Origin of the sequence: Catenulispora pinisilvae, from assembly GCF_015356865.1 — a bacterium.
GTDB lineage: Bacteria > Actinomycetota > Actinomycetes > Streptomycetales > Catenulisporaceae > Catenulispora > Catenulispora pinisilvae.
Genome location: NZ_JAAFZA010000047.1, coordinates 42,311 through 55,802, shown reverse-complemented (window position 1 = coordinate 55,802; position 13,492 = coordinate 42,311). Strand labels below are relative to the sequence as shown.

Sequence of the window (13,492 nt, the reverse complement as noted above, 5' to 3'; positions counted from 1 at the left end):
CTGCGCGAATACGGCATCGAACGCCTCACCGAGGCCGGCACCATCGCCGACGTCCGCCGCGCCCACGCCCGCTACTTCCGCGACCTCGCCGAACAAGCCGAGCCCCACCTGCGCCGCCGCGAACAACTCACCTGGCTCGCCCGCCTGGACGCCGACCACGACAACATCCTGGCCGCCCTGCGCTTCGCCGCCGACAGCGGCGAGGCCGACACCGCGATCCGCCTCGCCGCCGCCCTGGCCTGGTACTGGTCCATCATCGGCCAGACCGCCGAAGGCCGCGTCTGGCTCGCCCTCGCCCTGTCCGTCGACGGCGACTCACCCGCCGAGGCCCACGCCGTCGTCACCATCCTGCACGCTCTCAGCGGCCTGTTCAGCGCCCAGGACTGGACCGAGCTCAGCGACATCACCGACGCCCTGGCCACCGTCGTCGACGACCCCGGCCTGCCGTATGACAACCCGCTGCTGGCCATCGCCGCCTGCACCATCCCGATCATCACCGACGACCTGCCCGCGGTCGTCGCCGCCGTCGCCGTCCACGAGAACCACCCCGACCCCTGGGTCCGCGGCATGCTGCACCTGATGCGCGGCATGGCCGCCGAGAACAGCGGCGACCTCGCCACCCAACGCCGCGACCTGGAAGAAGCCCGCCGCCGCTTCGCCGAGATCGGCGAACGCTGGGGCCTGTCCGCCACCTTGTCGGTACTCGCCGGCATGGCCATGGCCGACGGCGACACCACCCACGCCATGCAGCTACAGGACGAGGCACTGACCCTGCTCCACGAGATCAACGCCGCCGACGACGCCGCACAGATCCAGATGATGCGCGCCACCGCCCTGGCCCGCATCGGCAACCAGGACGAAGCCAAGGCCCTGGTGAACTCGATCCTGGAATCGGCCCGCCAGAACCGCTCCCACCCGGCGATGCTGCTGGCGTACATCGGCCTGGCCGACATCGCCCGCTACGAAGGGGACACGGACACGGCGTGGCAGAACCTGCGGGAGTCATACGAGATCACGCGCGGACAATGGCAAGGGCCGCCACAGCTGCTGGCGCTGCGGGAAGTGACGAAGGCGCTGCTGTACTTGGCCGGCACCAGCTCGGACGCCGGTGAGACGGATGCCGCGGATGCCGCGGATGCCGCGGATCGCACGGAAGACGCCGGTGCCGCCGATGACGAGCGGACCAAGGCGAAGCAAGCACTCCACGAGGCGTACGCCCTCGGAACCGCAGCCCACGACATGCCGGTCCTGTCCCGCATCGCCATCGGCATCGCCACCTACGCCGACGCGACCGGCGACTCCCACGGCGCGGCCCGATTCCTCGGCACAGCCGACGCCCTGCGCGGCGGCACCGACCTCGGCGACCCGGACCGTGCGGACGTTGGGCAGAGCGTACGCGCGCAACTCGGGAACGAGGAGTACGACGCGACGTTCGCCCTCGGGCGCGCGATGGCCCGGCAGGAGGGACTGGTCGCCATGGCCGACCACCTCGGCATCGAGCCCAGTGCTCCGCGAGGCTTCGACGAAGTGAGCGAGGGCTGAAGCCACGCCAGAGTCCTGGTTCACGGCTTCAATGTTCACGGCCTCAACTCGCTGCCATGGTCGGCCCGGGCCCGCTGAGGTCGGCAAGTCGTCGCCGAGACCACTGAGACCAGCGAAGCCACCAAGACCACTGAAGGCCGCCGAGGTAGCGACCGCGACTTCCGCAGCCGTCAGAGTCAGCACGCTTGCTTTCGCCCACCGGCCACTCCCCTGTCGGCAAGCCACCAGCGATTCCAGCCCACGCAAACTGGCTGGTTGTATTAGTTGAGTGCCGCCGAAGGCGGCTCCCTAGAGTTCGTGTGACGCGTATCGGGACTATTTATCTAGAAGAAGTTGAGGGCCAGTTATCTTAGGCATAGTCGCGGAGACACCGCATACCCCGAGCCCTATTCCGGCTCATCGCGGTTGACCTTCGAGCCTCCAGTCATATTGGCTCGCCTGATGAAGCTGCTGTTGACATCGAGCGGTCTGCGCAACGAGACACTGCGGCAGGCGCTGCGGGACCTGCTGGGCAAGCCGTTCGAGGCGGCGAACATCGTGTACATTCCCACCGCATCCGTCGCCGAGCCCGGAGACCACGGCTGGTTCGTGGAGGACATGAACCGGCTGCACGGCCTCGGTTGGCGGGAGTTCGACATCCTGGAGCTGAACGGCCTGCCTCGACAGATGGTGCTCGACCGGCTGCTGCACGCCGACGTCATCTATGCCGAGGGCGGCAACCACTACCACCTCGCGCGCAGCATCATCGGCAACGACCTGGCCGCCGACTTCCTGGAAGCACTGGAGAGCCGGGTCTACGTGGGCGTGAGCGCCGGATCGATGATCTTCAGCGGGAACCTCACGGAACACTCCGCTGACGTCATCGGGGACGCCGCAGACCTGCACGTGCTCGGCGCGACGACCGTGCAGCCGCCGTTCGGCCTGTTCGACTGGTATCTCAAGCCGCACCTGTACTCGCCGGACTTCCCGGAGCGGGACGACGCCTGGGCCGATCGCATCGCCGCGCGGGCGGACTTCCCGATCTACTTCATCGACGACCAGACGGCTATTCGCGTCAGCGACGACAGGGTGGACGTGATCTCCGAGGGCCGGTGGCGGTTTCACCCCTGACACGGCGCACTGAGTGACGCACCGAGCGGCGCGTCAGCACGCAGAGGCTCGCTGAGCCGCGCGCACCCAGGGATTCTGGGACACCCGGGGATTCGCGGGCGCCGGAGGATTCGCGGACACCCCACATTCTTCGGCGTCATGCACCTGTGCCGGCCGATCTTCGAGTTCCAGGACCGCCATCCCGGGATTCACGTCGACTCCGTCCTGACCGACGAGCGCTCCGACCTGATCCGCGACGGCATCGGCCTGGGCCCGCAGATCGGCCCGCAACCAGGTTGGCACGGTTGGCACGGCCGCCTCCGGCTGAGGGCTTGCGCGCGATCAAAGCAGCTAGGGCCGCATCCCGTCCCACTGGACGTCGAAACACACCAGGCCGTGCTCAGCGAAAACCTCGCCGGCTTCCACGTCGCCAGGCGGGCGCTCGCCCTCCCATACCGCCATGTCGTAGCTCATTGCTGAATGCTTGCAGAGTCCGCTGACAGCTGATCCCTGCCTAATCCCCCATGAACCACAGGTAGCTGCCCGGCATCGCCGCACAGGCGGCCAACAACCTCGCGAGATCGTGAACGGCCGCCGTCTGCGACGCATTCAGGCACAGCGGCAATAGGCCGGGGACCTCCAGAAGGGCAGCTTCTGCGTCGTGCTCGGTGAACAACGTGTCGTCGAAGGGCGTTACCGAGCAGAGCCTGCCCGTCCTGTTGCTCCCGAGTAGGGCCGCCAGCACCTGCGCCAACGCTTTGCCGTGCTCGTACGACCCTTGAAGGACCGTGGCTCTGGATGTTTCCCAGGTTTCCCACTCGGTCCACGCCGGTCGCTCGGAGTGCAGTTCGAGCTCAATCCCCATGTTCGTCTCCTTGAAGGGCACGCGCCGAAGCCCGTCGTGGGTGTCCATGGTGCCTAGTCGGCGGTTTTGGGTTTCGTGGCTATTCCTATGGAAGTTTGGGGCCAGTTATCTGACGTCCAACAACCGACGACGCCGCTCCTCCACATCATCGAGGATCGCCGCGGTGGCGGTGGCGCCGAAGCGGGTGGCGCCCAGGCGGTTGAGTTCCAGCAACGCGTCCAGGGTCCGGACACCGCCGGCTGCCTTGACCTGCACCGCGGCCGATACGGTGCGCCGCATCAGGGCGATGTCCTGCGCCGTTGCCCCGCCGGCGGCGAAGCCTGTGCTGGTCTTCACGAAAGCCGCGCCGGCCGCCTCGGCCGCGCGGTAGCCCGCGACCTTCTGCTCCTGCGTCAGGTAGGAGTTCTCGAAGATCACCTTCACCGGGCGGCCGGCCGCCGCTTCGACCACCGCCGCGATCTCGTCCTGCGTGAACGTCGTGTCGCCGGCGCGGAGGCGGCCGATGTCGATGACCATGTCGATCTCGTCGGCGCCGAGGGCGATCAGTTCGGTGGCCTCGAAGACCTTCGTCGGCGTGGTGCCGCTGCCGTGCGGGAAGGCCACTACCGTGCCGACGGCGACCGGGGTGCCGCGCAGGGCGGCGGACGCTGCCTCCACGTCGGTCGGCCGGACGCATACCGAGGCCGTGCTGTAGGCGAGCGCCGTGGTCAAGCCGGCCTGGACGTCCGCGGGAGTGAGTTCGGGACGCAGCAACGAGTGGTCGATCATCTTCGCCACCTCCTCGCGGGTCGGCAGCGGGCCGTCCCAGCGCGGGACCTCGATCGAAGCTATGGCCATGGTGGTTCTCCTTCAGCGAGACAACTGTCTAGACAGCCTATACACTTATCGCCATGGCCGCATCACAGCCCCTCTACGAGCGCATCGAGAAGCAGCTCCGCCGCCGCCTCACCACCGCGGACGACGGCGATCCGTTCCCCTCCGAGCCGCAGCTCGCGGAGGAGTTCGGGGTTTCGCGGATGACGGTGCGCGCCGCGTTGGCCGGCTTGGAGCGCGACGGGATGTTGGAGCGGGTGCCGGGGCGCGGCAGTTTCGTGCGCAAGGGCGCGGCGGCGCGGCCGGTCGGCATCCTGCTGAGCTTTCACGACCAGGCGCGTGCCGCGGGCAAGACCCCGCGTTCCCGGGTCCTGGAAGCCACTGTGCGTGACGCCGAGCCGCCCGAGATCGCAGCCCTCTACCAGGTCAGCGACCCGGCAGCCTCAGGCTTGGCGTCGGTGACAGCCCCGCGCCCCGCGCCGCCCCGAGTCCTCGCCATCACCCGCGTCCGCCTGTTCGACGACACCCCGATCGCCCTGGAGCACGCGACCTTCCCCGCGACTCCCACCCTCAGCACTCTGTTGACCGCCGACCTGGAGACCGGCTCGCTCCACCACGCACTCCGCCGCCTGGGTCTGAACCCGACCCTGGGCTCCTCGATCCTCACCGCCCGCACCGCCGGCGACGACGCCCGCGAACTCGGCGTCGCCCCGACCACCCCGATGCTCGTCGAGACCCGGTCCATCGTCGACCAGCACGGCGACCCGTTGGAGTACACCGTCAGTTCCTACGTCGCGGACCGCTACGCGCTCAAAGTCGACTTCGCCGTCCAAGCGGGCTGATGCCCGAAGCTGACACCCGCGCGGAGTGATCCACCTGCGCTAAACCCCGCGATATCCGCGCTCCGACCCGCGATAATGGCCGGCGTGCAAGAGGTCGAAGTGATCGTCGCCCATACCGAGCGCACGACCCTGCGGGTCGGCGAGGTGTTCCTGAAGGTCGACGCGGATCAGGCGCGCGCCGACGTGGAGGTCGAGGCGATGGCCCTGGTGCCGGTCCCGACGCCGGAGGTGCTGTGGCGTAAGCCGCCGGTGCTGGCGCTGGCCGCGGTGTCCGGGACGGCGTTGGGGCGGTTGGGCGAGCCGTCGGCGGCGTCGGCCGCGGCCTGGGGTGCGGCCGGGGCCGCCATCCGCGCGCTGCACGAGGCGCCGCTGCCGCCGTGGCCCGGTCCCAGCCTCGACAAGCTTTCAGCGGAGCTGGAGACCGAGTGCGACTGGCTGCTCGCGAACGACGTGCTCCCCGCCGGCGTGGTCACGCGCGGCCGACTGGTCGCCGAGGCGGCGCTGCGGCCGTGGAAGCCGGCGTTCGTGCACGGCGATCTGCAGATCGCCCACGTGTTCGTCGACGGCGACCGGGTCACCGGGATCATCGACTGGTCCGAGGCGGCGTGCGGGGACGCGTTGTACGACCTGGCCACGTTGACGCTCGGGCAGCAGGAGCGGGTCGGGGACCTGCTGGCCGGTTACGGCGGTGACGTCGATCTCGACGTGATCCGGGGCTGGTGGGCGCATCGCAGCCTGGTGGTGATCCGGTGGCTGACCGAGCACGGCTTCGACCCGTTCCTGCCCGGTTGTGAGGTCGACGTGCTCAGGTCTCTGATGTGACGCGGTGATGTGACGCGATAATTCGACGCCGTGATCTGACGCGATAAGCCTCCGCGATCCGACGCCGTATCAGACCCCTGGCGCCGGAGCCGTACTCTCCCGCACCGCCAACGTGGGCGGCAGCAGCGTCACCCCGGACATCCCGGCATCCGGCCCCAGCAGCATCTCCACCGCCTGCCGTCCCAGCTCCTGCGCCGGAACCGGGATCGTCGTCAACCGCGGCGAGGTCTGCAACGCCACCGGCTCGTCCGGCCCGATCGCCACTATCGACACCTCCTCCGGGACCGTCCGGCCCGAAGACCGCAGCAGCCCCAGCAGCGGTGCGATCATCGCCTCGTTCTGGACCACCAGCCCCGTGGTGTCGGGGCGGTCCTCGAAGATGCGGGCCAGCACGCCGGCCGCGCCCTCGAACGAGGCGTCGCAGGGCCGGTGCACCGCACGCAGCCCCCGCTGGCGACACCGCTCCTGGAACCCGGCCAGCGTGCGCTCGGCGAAGCCGGTGTGCCGGCGGTAGACGCCCTCGCTCTGGCCGATGAAGGCGATCTCGCGGTGGCCGAGATCGGCCAGGTGGTCCGCGGCCGTCGCGCCCGCCGCGGCGAAGTCCAGATCCACGCAGGACAACCCGGCCGGGTCGGCGGGCAGCCCGATCAGCGAGGCCCGGGTGCCCTGGGCGCGCAGCACCTCGACCCGCTCGTCCTCCAACTCCACGTCCATCAGGATCACGCCGTCGGCCAGGCCGCTGCCGGCCACCCGCCGCACCCCGTCCGGCCCCTCGTCGTTGGTGATCAGCAGCACGTCGTGCCCGTACTGCCGGGCAGTGGTGGTGACCGCGATCGCGATCTGCATCATCACCGGCACGTACAGATCGGTGCGCAGCGGCACGACCAGCGCCACGATGTGCGACTTGCTGCTGGCCAGCGCCCGCGCCCCGGCGTTCGGGTGGTACCCGAGCGCGTCGATCGCGGCCTGCACCCGCACCCGCGTCGAGTCCGAGATCGAGCGTTTGCCGCTCAGGACGTAGGAGACCGTGCTCGGCGAGACTCCCGCGTGCTTCGCCACTTCGGCGAGTGTCGCCATCCTCGGCCCCTGGCCCTTCTGATCGGTCATGCCTGTCATTGTGGACTGTCCGGCGCGCTGTCGCGGAGCAGGGCGCCATAGCCGGGCAGTTCGAGTCCAGCAGCTTCGAGTCCAGCAGTTTCGAGTCCGGCAGCTCCAAGTTCAGCCGCTTCGAGCCCGGCCGCGCCGTCCGGGCCCGCGCGGAGATGCGGCTCAGCCCTTGATCGCCCCGGTCAGCATCCCCTTCGCGAAGTGCTTCTGCACGAACGGCGTCAGGACGACGATCGGCACCAGCGACAGCGACACCACGCACATCTGCAAGCCCAGCTGCGAAGCCTGCTGGAGTCCGCCGATCCCGGTGGTCCCCATCCCCGGCATCTGGTTGCCGGAGTAGGTGTACTCGTAGATGACCATCGCCAGCGGCCACTTGCGGCTGTCGGGTTCGTACAGCAGCGCGTTGAAGAACGTGCCCCAGTAGGTGACCGCGTAGAACATCGTCATGACCGCCAGGACCGGCCGCGAGGTGGGGATCACCACCGACCACAGCAGCCGCCACTCGTTGGCGCCGTCCAGGCGGGCGGCCTCGATCATCTCCGCGGCGGTGTTCTGGAAGAACGAGCGGATGATGAGGATGTTGAAGACGTTCACCGCCGAGGGCAGGATCATCGCCCACAGGCTGCCGTACAGCTTGAGGTCGCTGACCACCAGGAAGGTGGGGATCAGGCCGCCGTTGAAGAACATGGTGACGATCAGCATCATCAGCAGCGGGCGCTGGCCGAGCGAGCGGGGCCGGGACAGGCCGTAGGCGCACAGGACGCTGACGACCATCGACAGGGCCGTGCCGATCAGCGTCACGAACAAGCTGACGTACACCGCCTGGGAGACCGTCCCGCCGGAGAAGATCAGCTGGTAGTTCTGCAGGCTCAGCCCGTGCGGGATCAGGACCAGGCCGCCGGCGGAGTTGATCGAGCCTTTGGTGGAGAAGCTGGTCAGCACCACCGCCCACACCGGCACGATGACCAGCGCGCAGACCACGGTCAGCACCGTGCCCTTGCTGAACTGGCCGATCCGGGTCGGCCTCTCCTCCCAGACCTGGCGGCCCTTGGCACGCTTGCGCGGCGCGGTGGTCGCGGCGCGCGGGGATTGAGTCAATGAGCTCATTTGCGGTACAACCCGTCCTCACCGAAAGCGTGCGCGAGTCTGTTGGCGCCCAGGATCAAGATCAGCGACAGCACGGCCTTGAACAGCCCGGCGGCGGCGCCGTAGCTGTAGTCGGCGCCCATCGTGGTGGACGAGCCGAAGCCGCCGCCGATCCCGTAGATATAGGAGTAGGTGTCCAGGACGTCCGCGGCTCCGGCGCCGACGGCCTGGCGCTGGATCAGCATCTGTTCGAAGCCGACGCTGAGCGCGTTGCCCAGCCGCAGCACCAACATCAGGATCACGATGCCGCGCAGCCCCGGCATCGTGATGTGCCGCATCCGGCGCCAGCGTCCCGCGCCGTCCACCGCCGCCGCCTCGTACAGGGACTGGTCGATCGCGGCCAGCGCGGCCAGGAACACGATCAGGCCCCAGCCGGCTTCCTTCCACACCGCCTGCGCGGTCACCAGGTACTTGAACGTGCCCGGGTCGGTCATGATGTTCCACGACGAGATCCCGTGCTTGTTCAGGAAGACGTTCAGTACCCCCGCGCCGCCCAGGAACTCCTGGAAGATGGTGATCACCAGGACGTAGGAGAAGAAGTGCGGCAGGTACACCACGGCCTGGATGAAGCCGCGGACCTTCGTGCTCAAGACGGTGTTCACCATCAGCGCCAGCGCGATCGGGACCGGGAAGTACAGGATCAGCTGGACGAAGCTGATCACCAGGGTGTTCTCGAAGGCGTGCCAGAAGTCGGGGTTGGCGACCAGCTGGCGGAACTCGTCCAGGCCGACGAAGTTGCTGTGGATCAGGCCCTGGTAGATGTCGTAGTGCTCGAAGGCCACGATGATGCCGGCCATCGGCAGGTAGTTGAACAGCAGGAGCAGCAGCAGGGCGGGGACCGTCATCAGCAGCAGGGACTTGTCCCTGCGCAGCCGGATCCGGAAGCTTAGCCGGGGCCGCGGCGGGGCCGGGGGCCCCTGGCGCCGGGGCCGGCCGAAGCGGCGCCGTCGCGGGGCCGGTTCTGCCGTCGCCTCCTGGGTCGTTATCGAAGCCACCGCCCTGTCTCCTACTCTCCCGTGTGCCTCAACGCGCCTGACCTTAATTACCCGTGCCGTACTGCTTGGCAATGCCTTCGTAGAAAGTCCGCAGCTGGTTGCCGCCGTTGTTCTGCCACGTGCTCAGCGCCGACTGGTAGTCGGACACGCCCTTGCGCCCCATCCGCACGTCGGTGATCACCGCCTCCAGCGCCGTGCTGGCCTTGGCGGTCTGGGCCGGCTCGCTGACGTTCATCGAATAGAACATCGGCTTGGTGGCGTGCTGGACCATGTCGGCCTGCCAGGCCGCGTAGTCCTTGGTCATCTGGTTGTAGCCGGCGTTGAACGTCACCGCCTGGCAGTTCGCCAGCTGGTCGAAGACGTCGGTGACCACCTTGTTGCCCTCGTCGGTGAGGATCGGCGCGCCGGCGGTCATCGTGTAGTCGACGCCGACCTTGCCGTACCGGGCGATCAGGTACTCCGCGCTGCCGAACGGCGCGGCGAGGTAGTCGGCGATCCGCAGCAGTTCCTTGACCTTGGCGTCGGACAGGCTCTTGCTCAGGTAGGAGCTCATGCCGGCGCCCGGGTACAGCGGCATCGTCGCCTTGCCGCCGTCGAAGGCGAAGACCTTGAACGCCTGGCGCTCGTAGTTCGGGCTGGCCGCGACACCGCTCTGCGCGTCGCTCTTGTTCCACGCCCCGGTACCGTCCCCGGTGATCACGGTCTTGCCGGCCCAGAACCGGTTCTTGGCCTTCGAGGAGTCCCCGGCCAGCGCGTCGGGGTGGATCAGCCCGCCCTTGGCCAGGGAGTTCTCGAAGTTCAGCAGCTCCAGGAACTCCGGCACCTCGTAGCCGTTGACCAGCTTGCCGGTGCTGTCCCGGGTCCATCCGGTGTTGCCGTTGTTCTGCGGGATGTTGAAGACCTGGTACAGGTACTTGGTCAGGTCCTCGAAGGCGTACTGGCCCTTCGACGGGGCGTTGACCTGCTTGCCGACCGCCTTGAGCTGATCGGCGGAGGTGACGGTCGAGGGGTCGATGCCGGCGGCCTTGAAGATGTCCGCGCGGTAGAACAGCGCGCCTTGGACGGCCGCGGCCGAGGTCCACAGCGGGATGCCGTAGAGCTTGCCGTTCCACACCCCGGCCTGCCAGCCGCCGGTCGGGATGGCCGCCAGGTTCGGGTAGTCGAGGATCTTGTCTCCGGCCAGGTACGGTGTCAGGTCCTTGAAGAACTTGTCGACGCCCTCAGCGAAGTTCTGGATCGAGGAGACGTTCCAGCCCGGCACGGCCAGCCAGTCCGGGATGTTGCCGGAGGCGAAGCGGGTGGCCAGCATCGTGGCGTAGGTGGTGCCGTCCGCCGGGTTGTCGGTCAGCGTGGCGCCGAGGGCCTGGTTCAGGGCCGTGTAGTAGCTGTTGCCCGCCGGCGGGACCGAACCCCACAGCGGCGAGACCGCCTGGTAGCTGCCGCCGGAGCCGACCGCACCGGTCACCGACGCCGGCGGGCTGGCCGGATACGTCAGGAACGCCGGGTCGCTGGCGGCGCCGTTCGCCCCGGGGACCCCGGGGATGTCGGCCGTCACCGCGTTGCTCGGCTTGTAGGTCGGCAGGACCGCCTGCACCGCCGCCTTGGCCACGACGCCGCTGCTCTTCGACGCGGTCGAGCCGGCACCGCAGGCGGACAACAGCGGCGCGGCGGCTATCGCCCCGCCGAAGGCCACGGAGGTCTTGAAGACCTGGCGGCGGGTGAAGGTGAAGGTATTCGAACTCGCCATGGAACCCTCCATCGAAACGGATGTATATCGAAGTGGATGTACATGCACCTGCGGACTGTCTGACCTCACGCCTGTCAGACCTCACACTTGTCGGGCCTCACGCCTGTCGGGCCCCACGCCTGTCGGGCCCCACGCCTGTCGAGCCTCATGCCTCCAGGGTCAGCACCACGGTGTCGCCGTCGGCCCGCACCTCGTCGAGCCCGGCCACCTGAACCCCCCAGTTCCGCGCGCCGCCGGAGCAGGTGACGCGGATCGTCCGGCCGGTCCTGGTCGTGGTGAACGTCGCCAACACCGAACCGTCCGCGGCCGGCACCGCCGTGGAGACCTCGGCGCCGTCCTGGAGTTCGAACACGTGCAGCGTGACGCCGTCGGCGTAGTCGTATTCGGGCCCGCCGTCGTGCGCGCCGACCGCGATGACCGAGCCGGGCCGGGCCAGCAGCGGGACGCTGTCGAACCCGTGCCGCTCGGCCGCCCAGCGCGGCCCGACCACCTTCTGACCGGTCAGCAGGTGGGTCCACGTGCCCTCCGGCACGTAGTACCGCACGTCTCCCTCAGCCGTGAACACCGGAGCGACCAGCAGGTCGTCGCCGAGCATGTACTGCCGCTCCAGGTGTGTGCAGGCCGGATCATCGGGGAACTCCAACACCATCGCCCGCAGCACCGGCAGACCGTCGCCGACCGCCTGCTCCGCGCTCTGGAGCAGGTAGGGCATCAGCCGGGCCTTGAGCTTGGTGAAGTGCCGCAGGACGTCCACGGCCTCCTCGTCGAACAGCCACGGGACCCGGTAGGACTCGTGGCCGTGCAGCCGGCTGTGCGAGGACAGCAGGCCGAACGCGATCCAGCGCTTGAACACCGCCGGATCCGGCGTGCCCTCGAAGCCGCCGATGTCGTGGCTCCAGAAGCCGAAGCCGGACAGGCCCAGCGACAGCCCGCCGCGCAGGCTCTCGGCCATCGCCTCGAACGTCGAGGCGCAGTCCCCGCCCCAGTGCACCGGGAACTGCTGCGACCCGACGGTGGCCGACCGGGCGAACACCAGCGCCTCGCCGTCGCCGCGCCGCTTGCGCAGCAACTCGAAAACGGTCTGGTTGTAGTAGTAGGCGTAGAGGTTGTGCACGCGCTCGGGGTCGGAGCCGTCGGCGTAGACCACGTCGGTGGGGATGCGCTCGCCGAAGTCCGACTTGAAGCAGTCGACGCCCATCTCGACCAGCGCGTCCAGCTTGGCGGCGTACCACTGGCGGGCCTCGGGGTTCGTGAAGTCGACGACCGCCAGCCCCGGCTGCCACAGGTCCCACTGCCAGACGTCGCCGTTGGCCCGCTTCAGCAGATACCCGGCGGCCCTGGCCTCGGCGAACAACGGCGAGCGCTGGGCTATGTAAGGGTTGATCCATACGCAGATCCGCAGGCCGCGGGCCTTCAGCCGGGCCAGCATCCCGCGCGGGTCCGGGAACGTGCGCCGGTCCCACTCGAAGTCACACCAGTTGTACTCGCGCATCCAGAACGTGTCGAAGTGGAACACCGACAGCGGCAGATCGCGCCGCACCATCTCGTCGATGAAGGCGCCGACGGTCTCCTCGTCGTAGTCGGTGGTGAACGACGTCGACAGCCACAGGCCGTAGGACCAGGCCGGGACCCGCGGCGGCCGACCGGTCAGCGCGGTGTACTTGCGCAGGATCTCCCGCGGTGTGGGCCCGTATATGAGGAAGTACTCCAACTGCTGGCCCTCGACGCTGAACTGGGCCCGGGCCACCGATTCGGAGGCCAGCTCGAACGACACCCGGCCGGGGTGGTTGACGAAGACCCCGTAGCCGGCGTTGGTGAGGAAGAAGGGGACGTTCTTGTACGCCTGCTCGCTGGCCGTGCCGCCGTCGGCGTTCCAGCTGTCCACGGACTGGCCGTTCTTCACCAGCGGGCCGAAGCGCTCGCCGAGGCCGTAGACGAAGGCGTCGATCGCCAGGTCCAGCTGTTCGCGGACGTAGTGGCCGCCGTCGGGGGTGTCGATCGCGGCCATCGCCTTGGTTCCGCTGCCGGTCAGCCGCCGGCCCTCGGCCAGGAAGTCCAGGCTCCAGCGCGGGCCCTTGCCGATCCGGGCGGTCAGCGCGCCGGAGGTGAAGGTCAGCGCCGCGTCGTCCTCGGTGATCACCGGCGCGGCGCCGTCGCCTTCGGCCAGCACGAAATCCGGCTTGCGGTCCTGGCCGGCGAAGTGCGTCACGGTGACCCGCAGCACGTCCGGCAGCGGCGCGCCGAAGGCCACCGTCAGCGCCGGGCCGCGCAGCAGGTCGTCGCGGCCGTGGAAGGTGTAGCAGGGGGCGTGGACGACCAGCGTGTCCGGACCGATGTCGCCGTCCAGCACCCGGGCGGGATACGCCGCCTGGACGCCGGGCCGCATCATCCAGTAGCCGTCGGTGAACTTCACAGGACCCCCTTGGGTCTTCGGGCTTGGCTCGCGCTCGTGAGCTCCTGAGCGAAGCGCTTCGATGTCCAGCGCCGACACCACGGCTTCCTTGCCGTCAGCCCTCGTGGT

General features: G+C 68.9%; 12 protein-coding genes and 1 pseudogene. 5 read left to right on the top strand and 8 right to left on the bottom strand.

All coding sequences use genetic code 11. From position 1 onward, the window contains the following. Together IZR01_RS15680 and IZR01_RS15675 are read left to right on the top strand one after the other, a co-directional pair. A pseudogene (locus IZR01_RS15680) lies at positions 1–1,542 on the top strand (BTAD domain-containing putative transcriptional regulator); the annotation flags it as partial. Positions 1,543–1,983: 441 nt separating this feature from the next. Then, positions 1,984–2,652: a Type 1 glutamine amidotransferase-like domain-containing protein gene (locus IZR01_RS15675; protein WP_194924290.1), complete on the top strand. Its 669-nt coding sequence runs from the start codon at positions 1,984–1,986 to the stop codon at positions 2,650–2,652. Between the two features lie 330 nt (positions 2,653–2,982). On the opposite strand, the gene IZR01_RS52370 is transcribed toward IZR01_RS15675, so the two are convergent. From IZR01_RS52370 to deoC, 3 genes are read right to left on the bottom strand one after another with little or no spacing between them, the layout of a single operon-like run. Next, the gene (locus IZR01_RS52370; protein ID WP_267254823.1) at positions 2,983–3,105 is read right to left on the bottom strand and encodes a hypothetical protein; all 123 of its coding nucleotides are present in this window, start codon (positions 3,103–3,105) and stop codon (positions 2,983–2,985) included. 40 nt (positions 3,106–3,145) lie between these two features. Further along, the gene (locus IZR01_RS15670; protein WP_228555479.1) at positions 3,146–3,544 is read right to left on the bottom strand and encodes a hypothetical protein; all 399 of its coding nucleotides are present in this window, start codon (positions 3,542–3,544) and stop codon (positions 3,146–3,148) included. 57 nt (positions 3,545–3,601) lie between these two features. Further along, entirely contained in the window at positions 3,602–4,333 is a 732-nt protein-coding gene (deoC, locus tag IZR01_RS15665; protein ID WP_194924289.1) for a deoxyribose-phosphate aldolase, read from the bottom strand. Positions 4,334–4,386: 53 nt separating this feature from the next. Between deoC and IZR01_RS15660 the strand changes: the two genes are divergently transcribed. Together IZR01_RS15660 and IZR01_RS15655 are read left to right on the top strand one after the other, a co-directional pair. After that, entirely contained in the window at positions 4,387–5,151 is a 765-nt protein-coding gene (locus IZR01_RS15660; protein WP_194897367.1) for a GntR family transcriptional regulator, read from the top strand. 75 nt (positions 5,152–5,226) lie between these two features. Next, a complete protein-coding gene (locus IZR01_RS15655; RefSeq protein WP_194924288.1) occupies positions 5,227–5,973 on the top strand; it encodes a phosphotransferase family protein in 747 nt (248 codons plus the stop codon). Positions 5,974–6,042: 69 nt separating this feature from the next. Here IZR01_RS15655 and IZR01_RS15650 read toward each other — a convergent pair whose 3' ends face one another. Further along, positions 6,043–7,050 carry a LacI family DNA-binding transcriptional regulator gene (locus IZR01_RS15650; protein ID WP_194897371.1) on the bottom strand — a complete coding sequence of 336 codons (1,008 nt, stop codon included), beginning with the start codon at positions 7,048–7,050 and terminating at the stop codon, positions 6,043–6,045. Positions 7,051–7,088: 38 nt separating this feature from the next. Between IZR01_RS15650 and IZR01_RS15645 the strand changes: the two genes are divergently transcribed. Beyond that, on the top strand, positions 7,089–7,253 hold the full coding sequence (locus IZR01_RS15645) for a hypothetical protein (RefSeq protein ID WP_194924287.1): 165 nt from the start codon (positions 7,089–7,091) through the stop codon (positions 7,251–7,253). On the opposite strand, the gene IZR01_RS15640 is transcribed toward IZR01_RS15645, so the two are convergent. The 4 genes from IZR01_RS15640 to yicI form a co-directional block, all read right to left on the bottom strand. Beyond that, a complete protein-coding gene (locus IZR01_RS15640) occupies positions 7,243–8,190 on the bottom strand; it encodes a carbohydrate ABC transporter permease (RefSeq protein WP_194897365.1) in 948 nt (315 codons plus the stop codon). The two genes, IZR01_RS15645 and IZR01_RS15640, sit on opposite strands and share 11 nt — an antisense overlap. Next, a complete protein-coding gene (locus tag IZR01_RS15635; protein WP_323746557.1) occupies positions 8,187–9,224 on the bottom strand; it encodes an ABC transporter permease in 1,038 nt (345 codons plus the stop codon). The genes IZR01_RS15640 and IZR01_RS15635 overlap by 4 nt, the downstream gene beginning before the upstream one ends. A 43-nt stretch (positions 9,225–9,267) precedes the next feature. Next, positions 9,268–10,971, bottom strand: coding sequence for a type 2 periplasmic-binding domain-containing protein (locus tag IZR01_RS15630; protein ID WP_194924286.1), 1,704 nt, complete (start codon positions 10,969–10,971; stop codon positions 9,268–9,270). A gap of 145 nt (positions 10,972–11,116) precedes the next feature. Further along, positions 11,117–13,384 carry an alpha-xylosidase gene (gene yicI / locus IZR01_RS15625; protein WP_194924285.1) on the bottom strand — a complete coding sequence of 756 codons (2,268 nt, stop codon included), beginning with the start codon at positions 13,382–13,384 and terminating at the stop codon, positions 11,117–11,119. Between the last annotated feature and the right edge of the window lie 108 nt (positions 13,385–13,492).

What these genes read in the sequence shown, in the direction of transcription:
- IZR01_RS15675 (WP_194924290.1), top strand. Translation starts at nt 1,984, where the DNA reads ATGAAGCTGCTGTTGACATCGAGCGGTCTGCGCAACGAGACACTGCGG.
- IZR01_RS52370 (WP_267254823.1), bottom strand. Translation starts at nt 3,105, where the DNA reads ATGAGCTACGACATGGCGGTATGGGAGGGCGAGCGCCCGCCTGGCGAC.
- IZR01_RS15670 (WP_228555479.1), bottom strand. Translation starts at nt 3,544, where the DNA reads ATGGACACCCACGACGGGCTTCGGCGCGTGCCCTTCAAGGAGACGAAC.
- deoC (WP_194924289.1), bottom strand. Translation starts at nt 4,333, where the DNA reads ATGGCCATAGCTTCGATCGAGGTCCCGCGCTGGGACGGCCCGCTGCCG.
- IZR01_RS15660 (WP_194897367.1), top strand. Translation starts at nt 4,387, where the DNA reads ATGGCCGCATCACAGCCCCTCTACGAGCGCATCGAGAAGCAGCTCCGC.
- IZR01_RS15655 (WP_194924288.1), top strand. Translation starts at nt 5,227, where the DNA reads ATGGCCGGCGTGCAAGAGGTCGAAGTGATCGTCGCCCATACCGAGCGC.
- IZR01_RS15650 (WP_194897371.1), bottom strand. Translation starts at nt 7,050, where the DNA reads ATGGCGACACTCGCCGAAGTGGCGAAGCACGCGGGAGTCTCGCCGAGC.
- IZR01_RS15640 (WP_194897365.1), bottom strand. Translation starts at nt 8,190, where the DNA reads ATGAGCTCATTGACTCAATCCCCGCGCGCCGCGACCACCGCGCCGCGC.
- IZR01_RS15630 (WP_194924286.1), bottom strand. Translation starts at nt 10,971, where the DNA reads ATGGCGAGTTCGAATACCTTCACCTTCACCCGCCGCCAGGTCTTCAAG.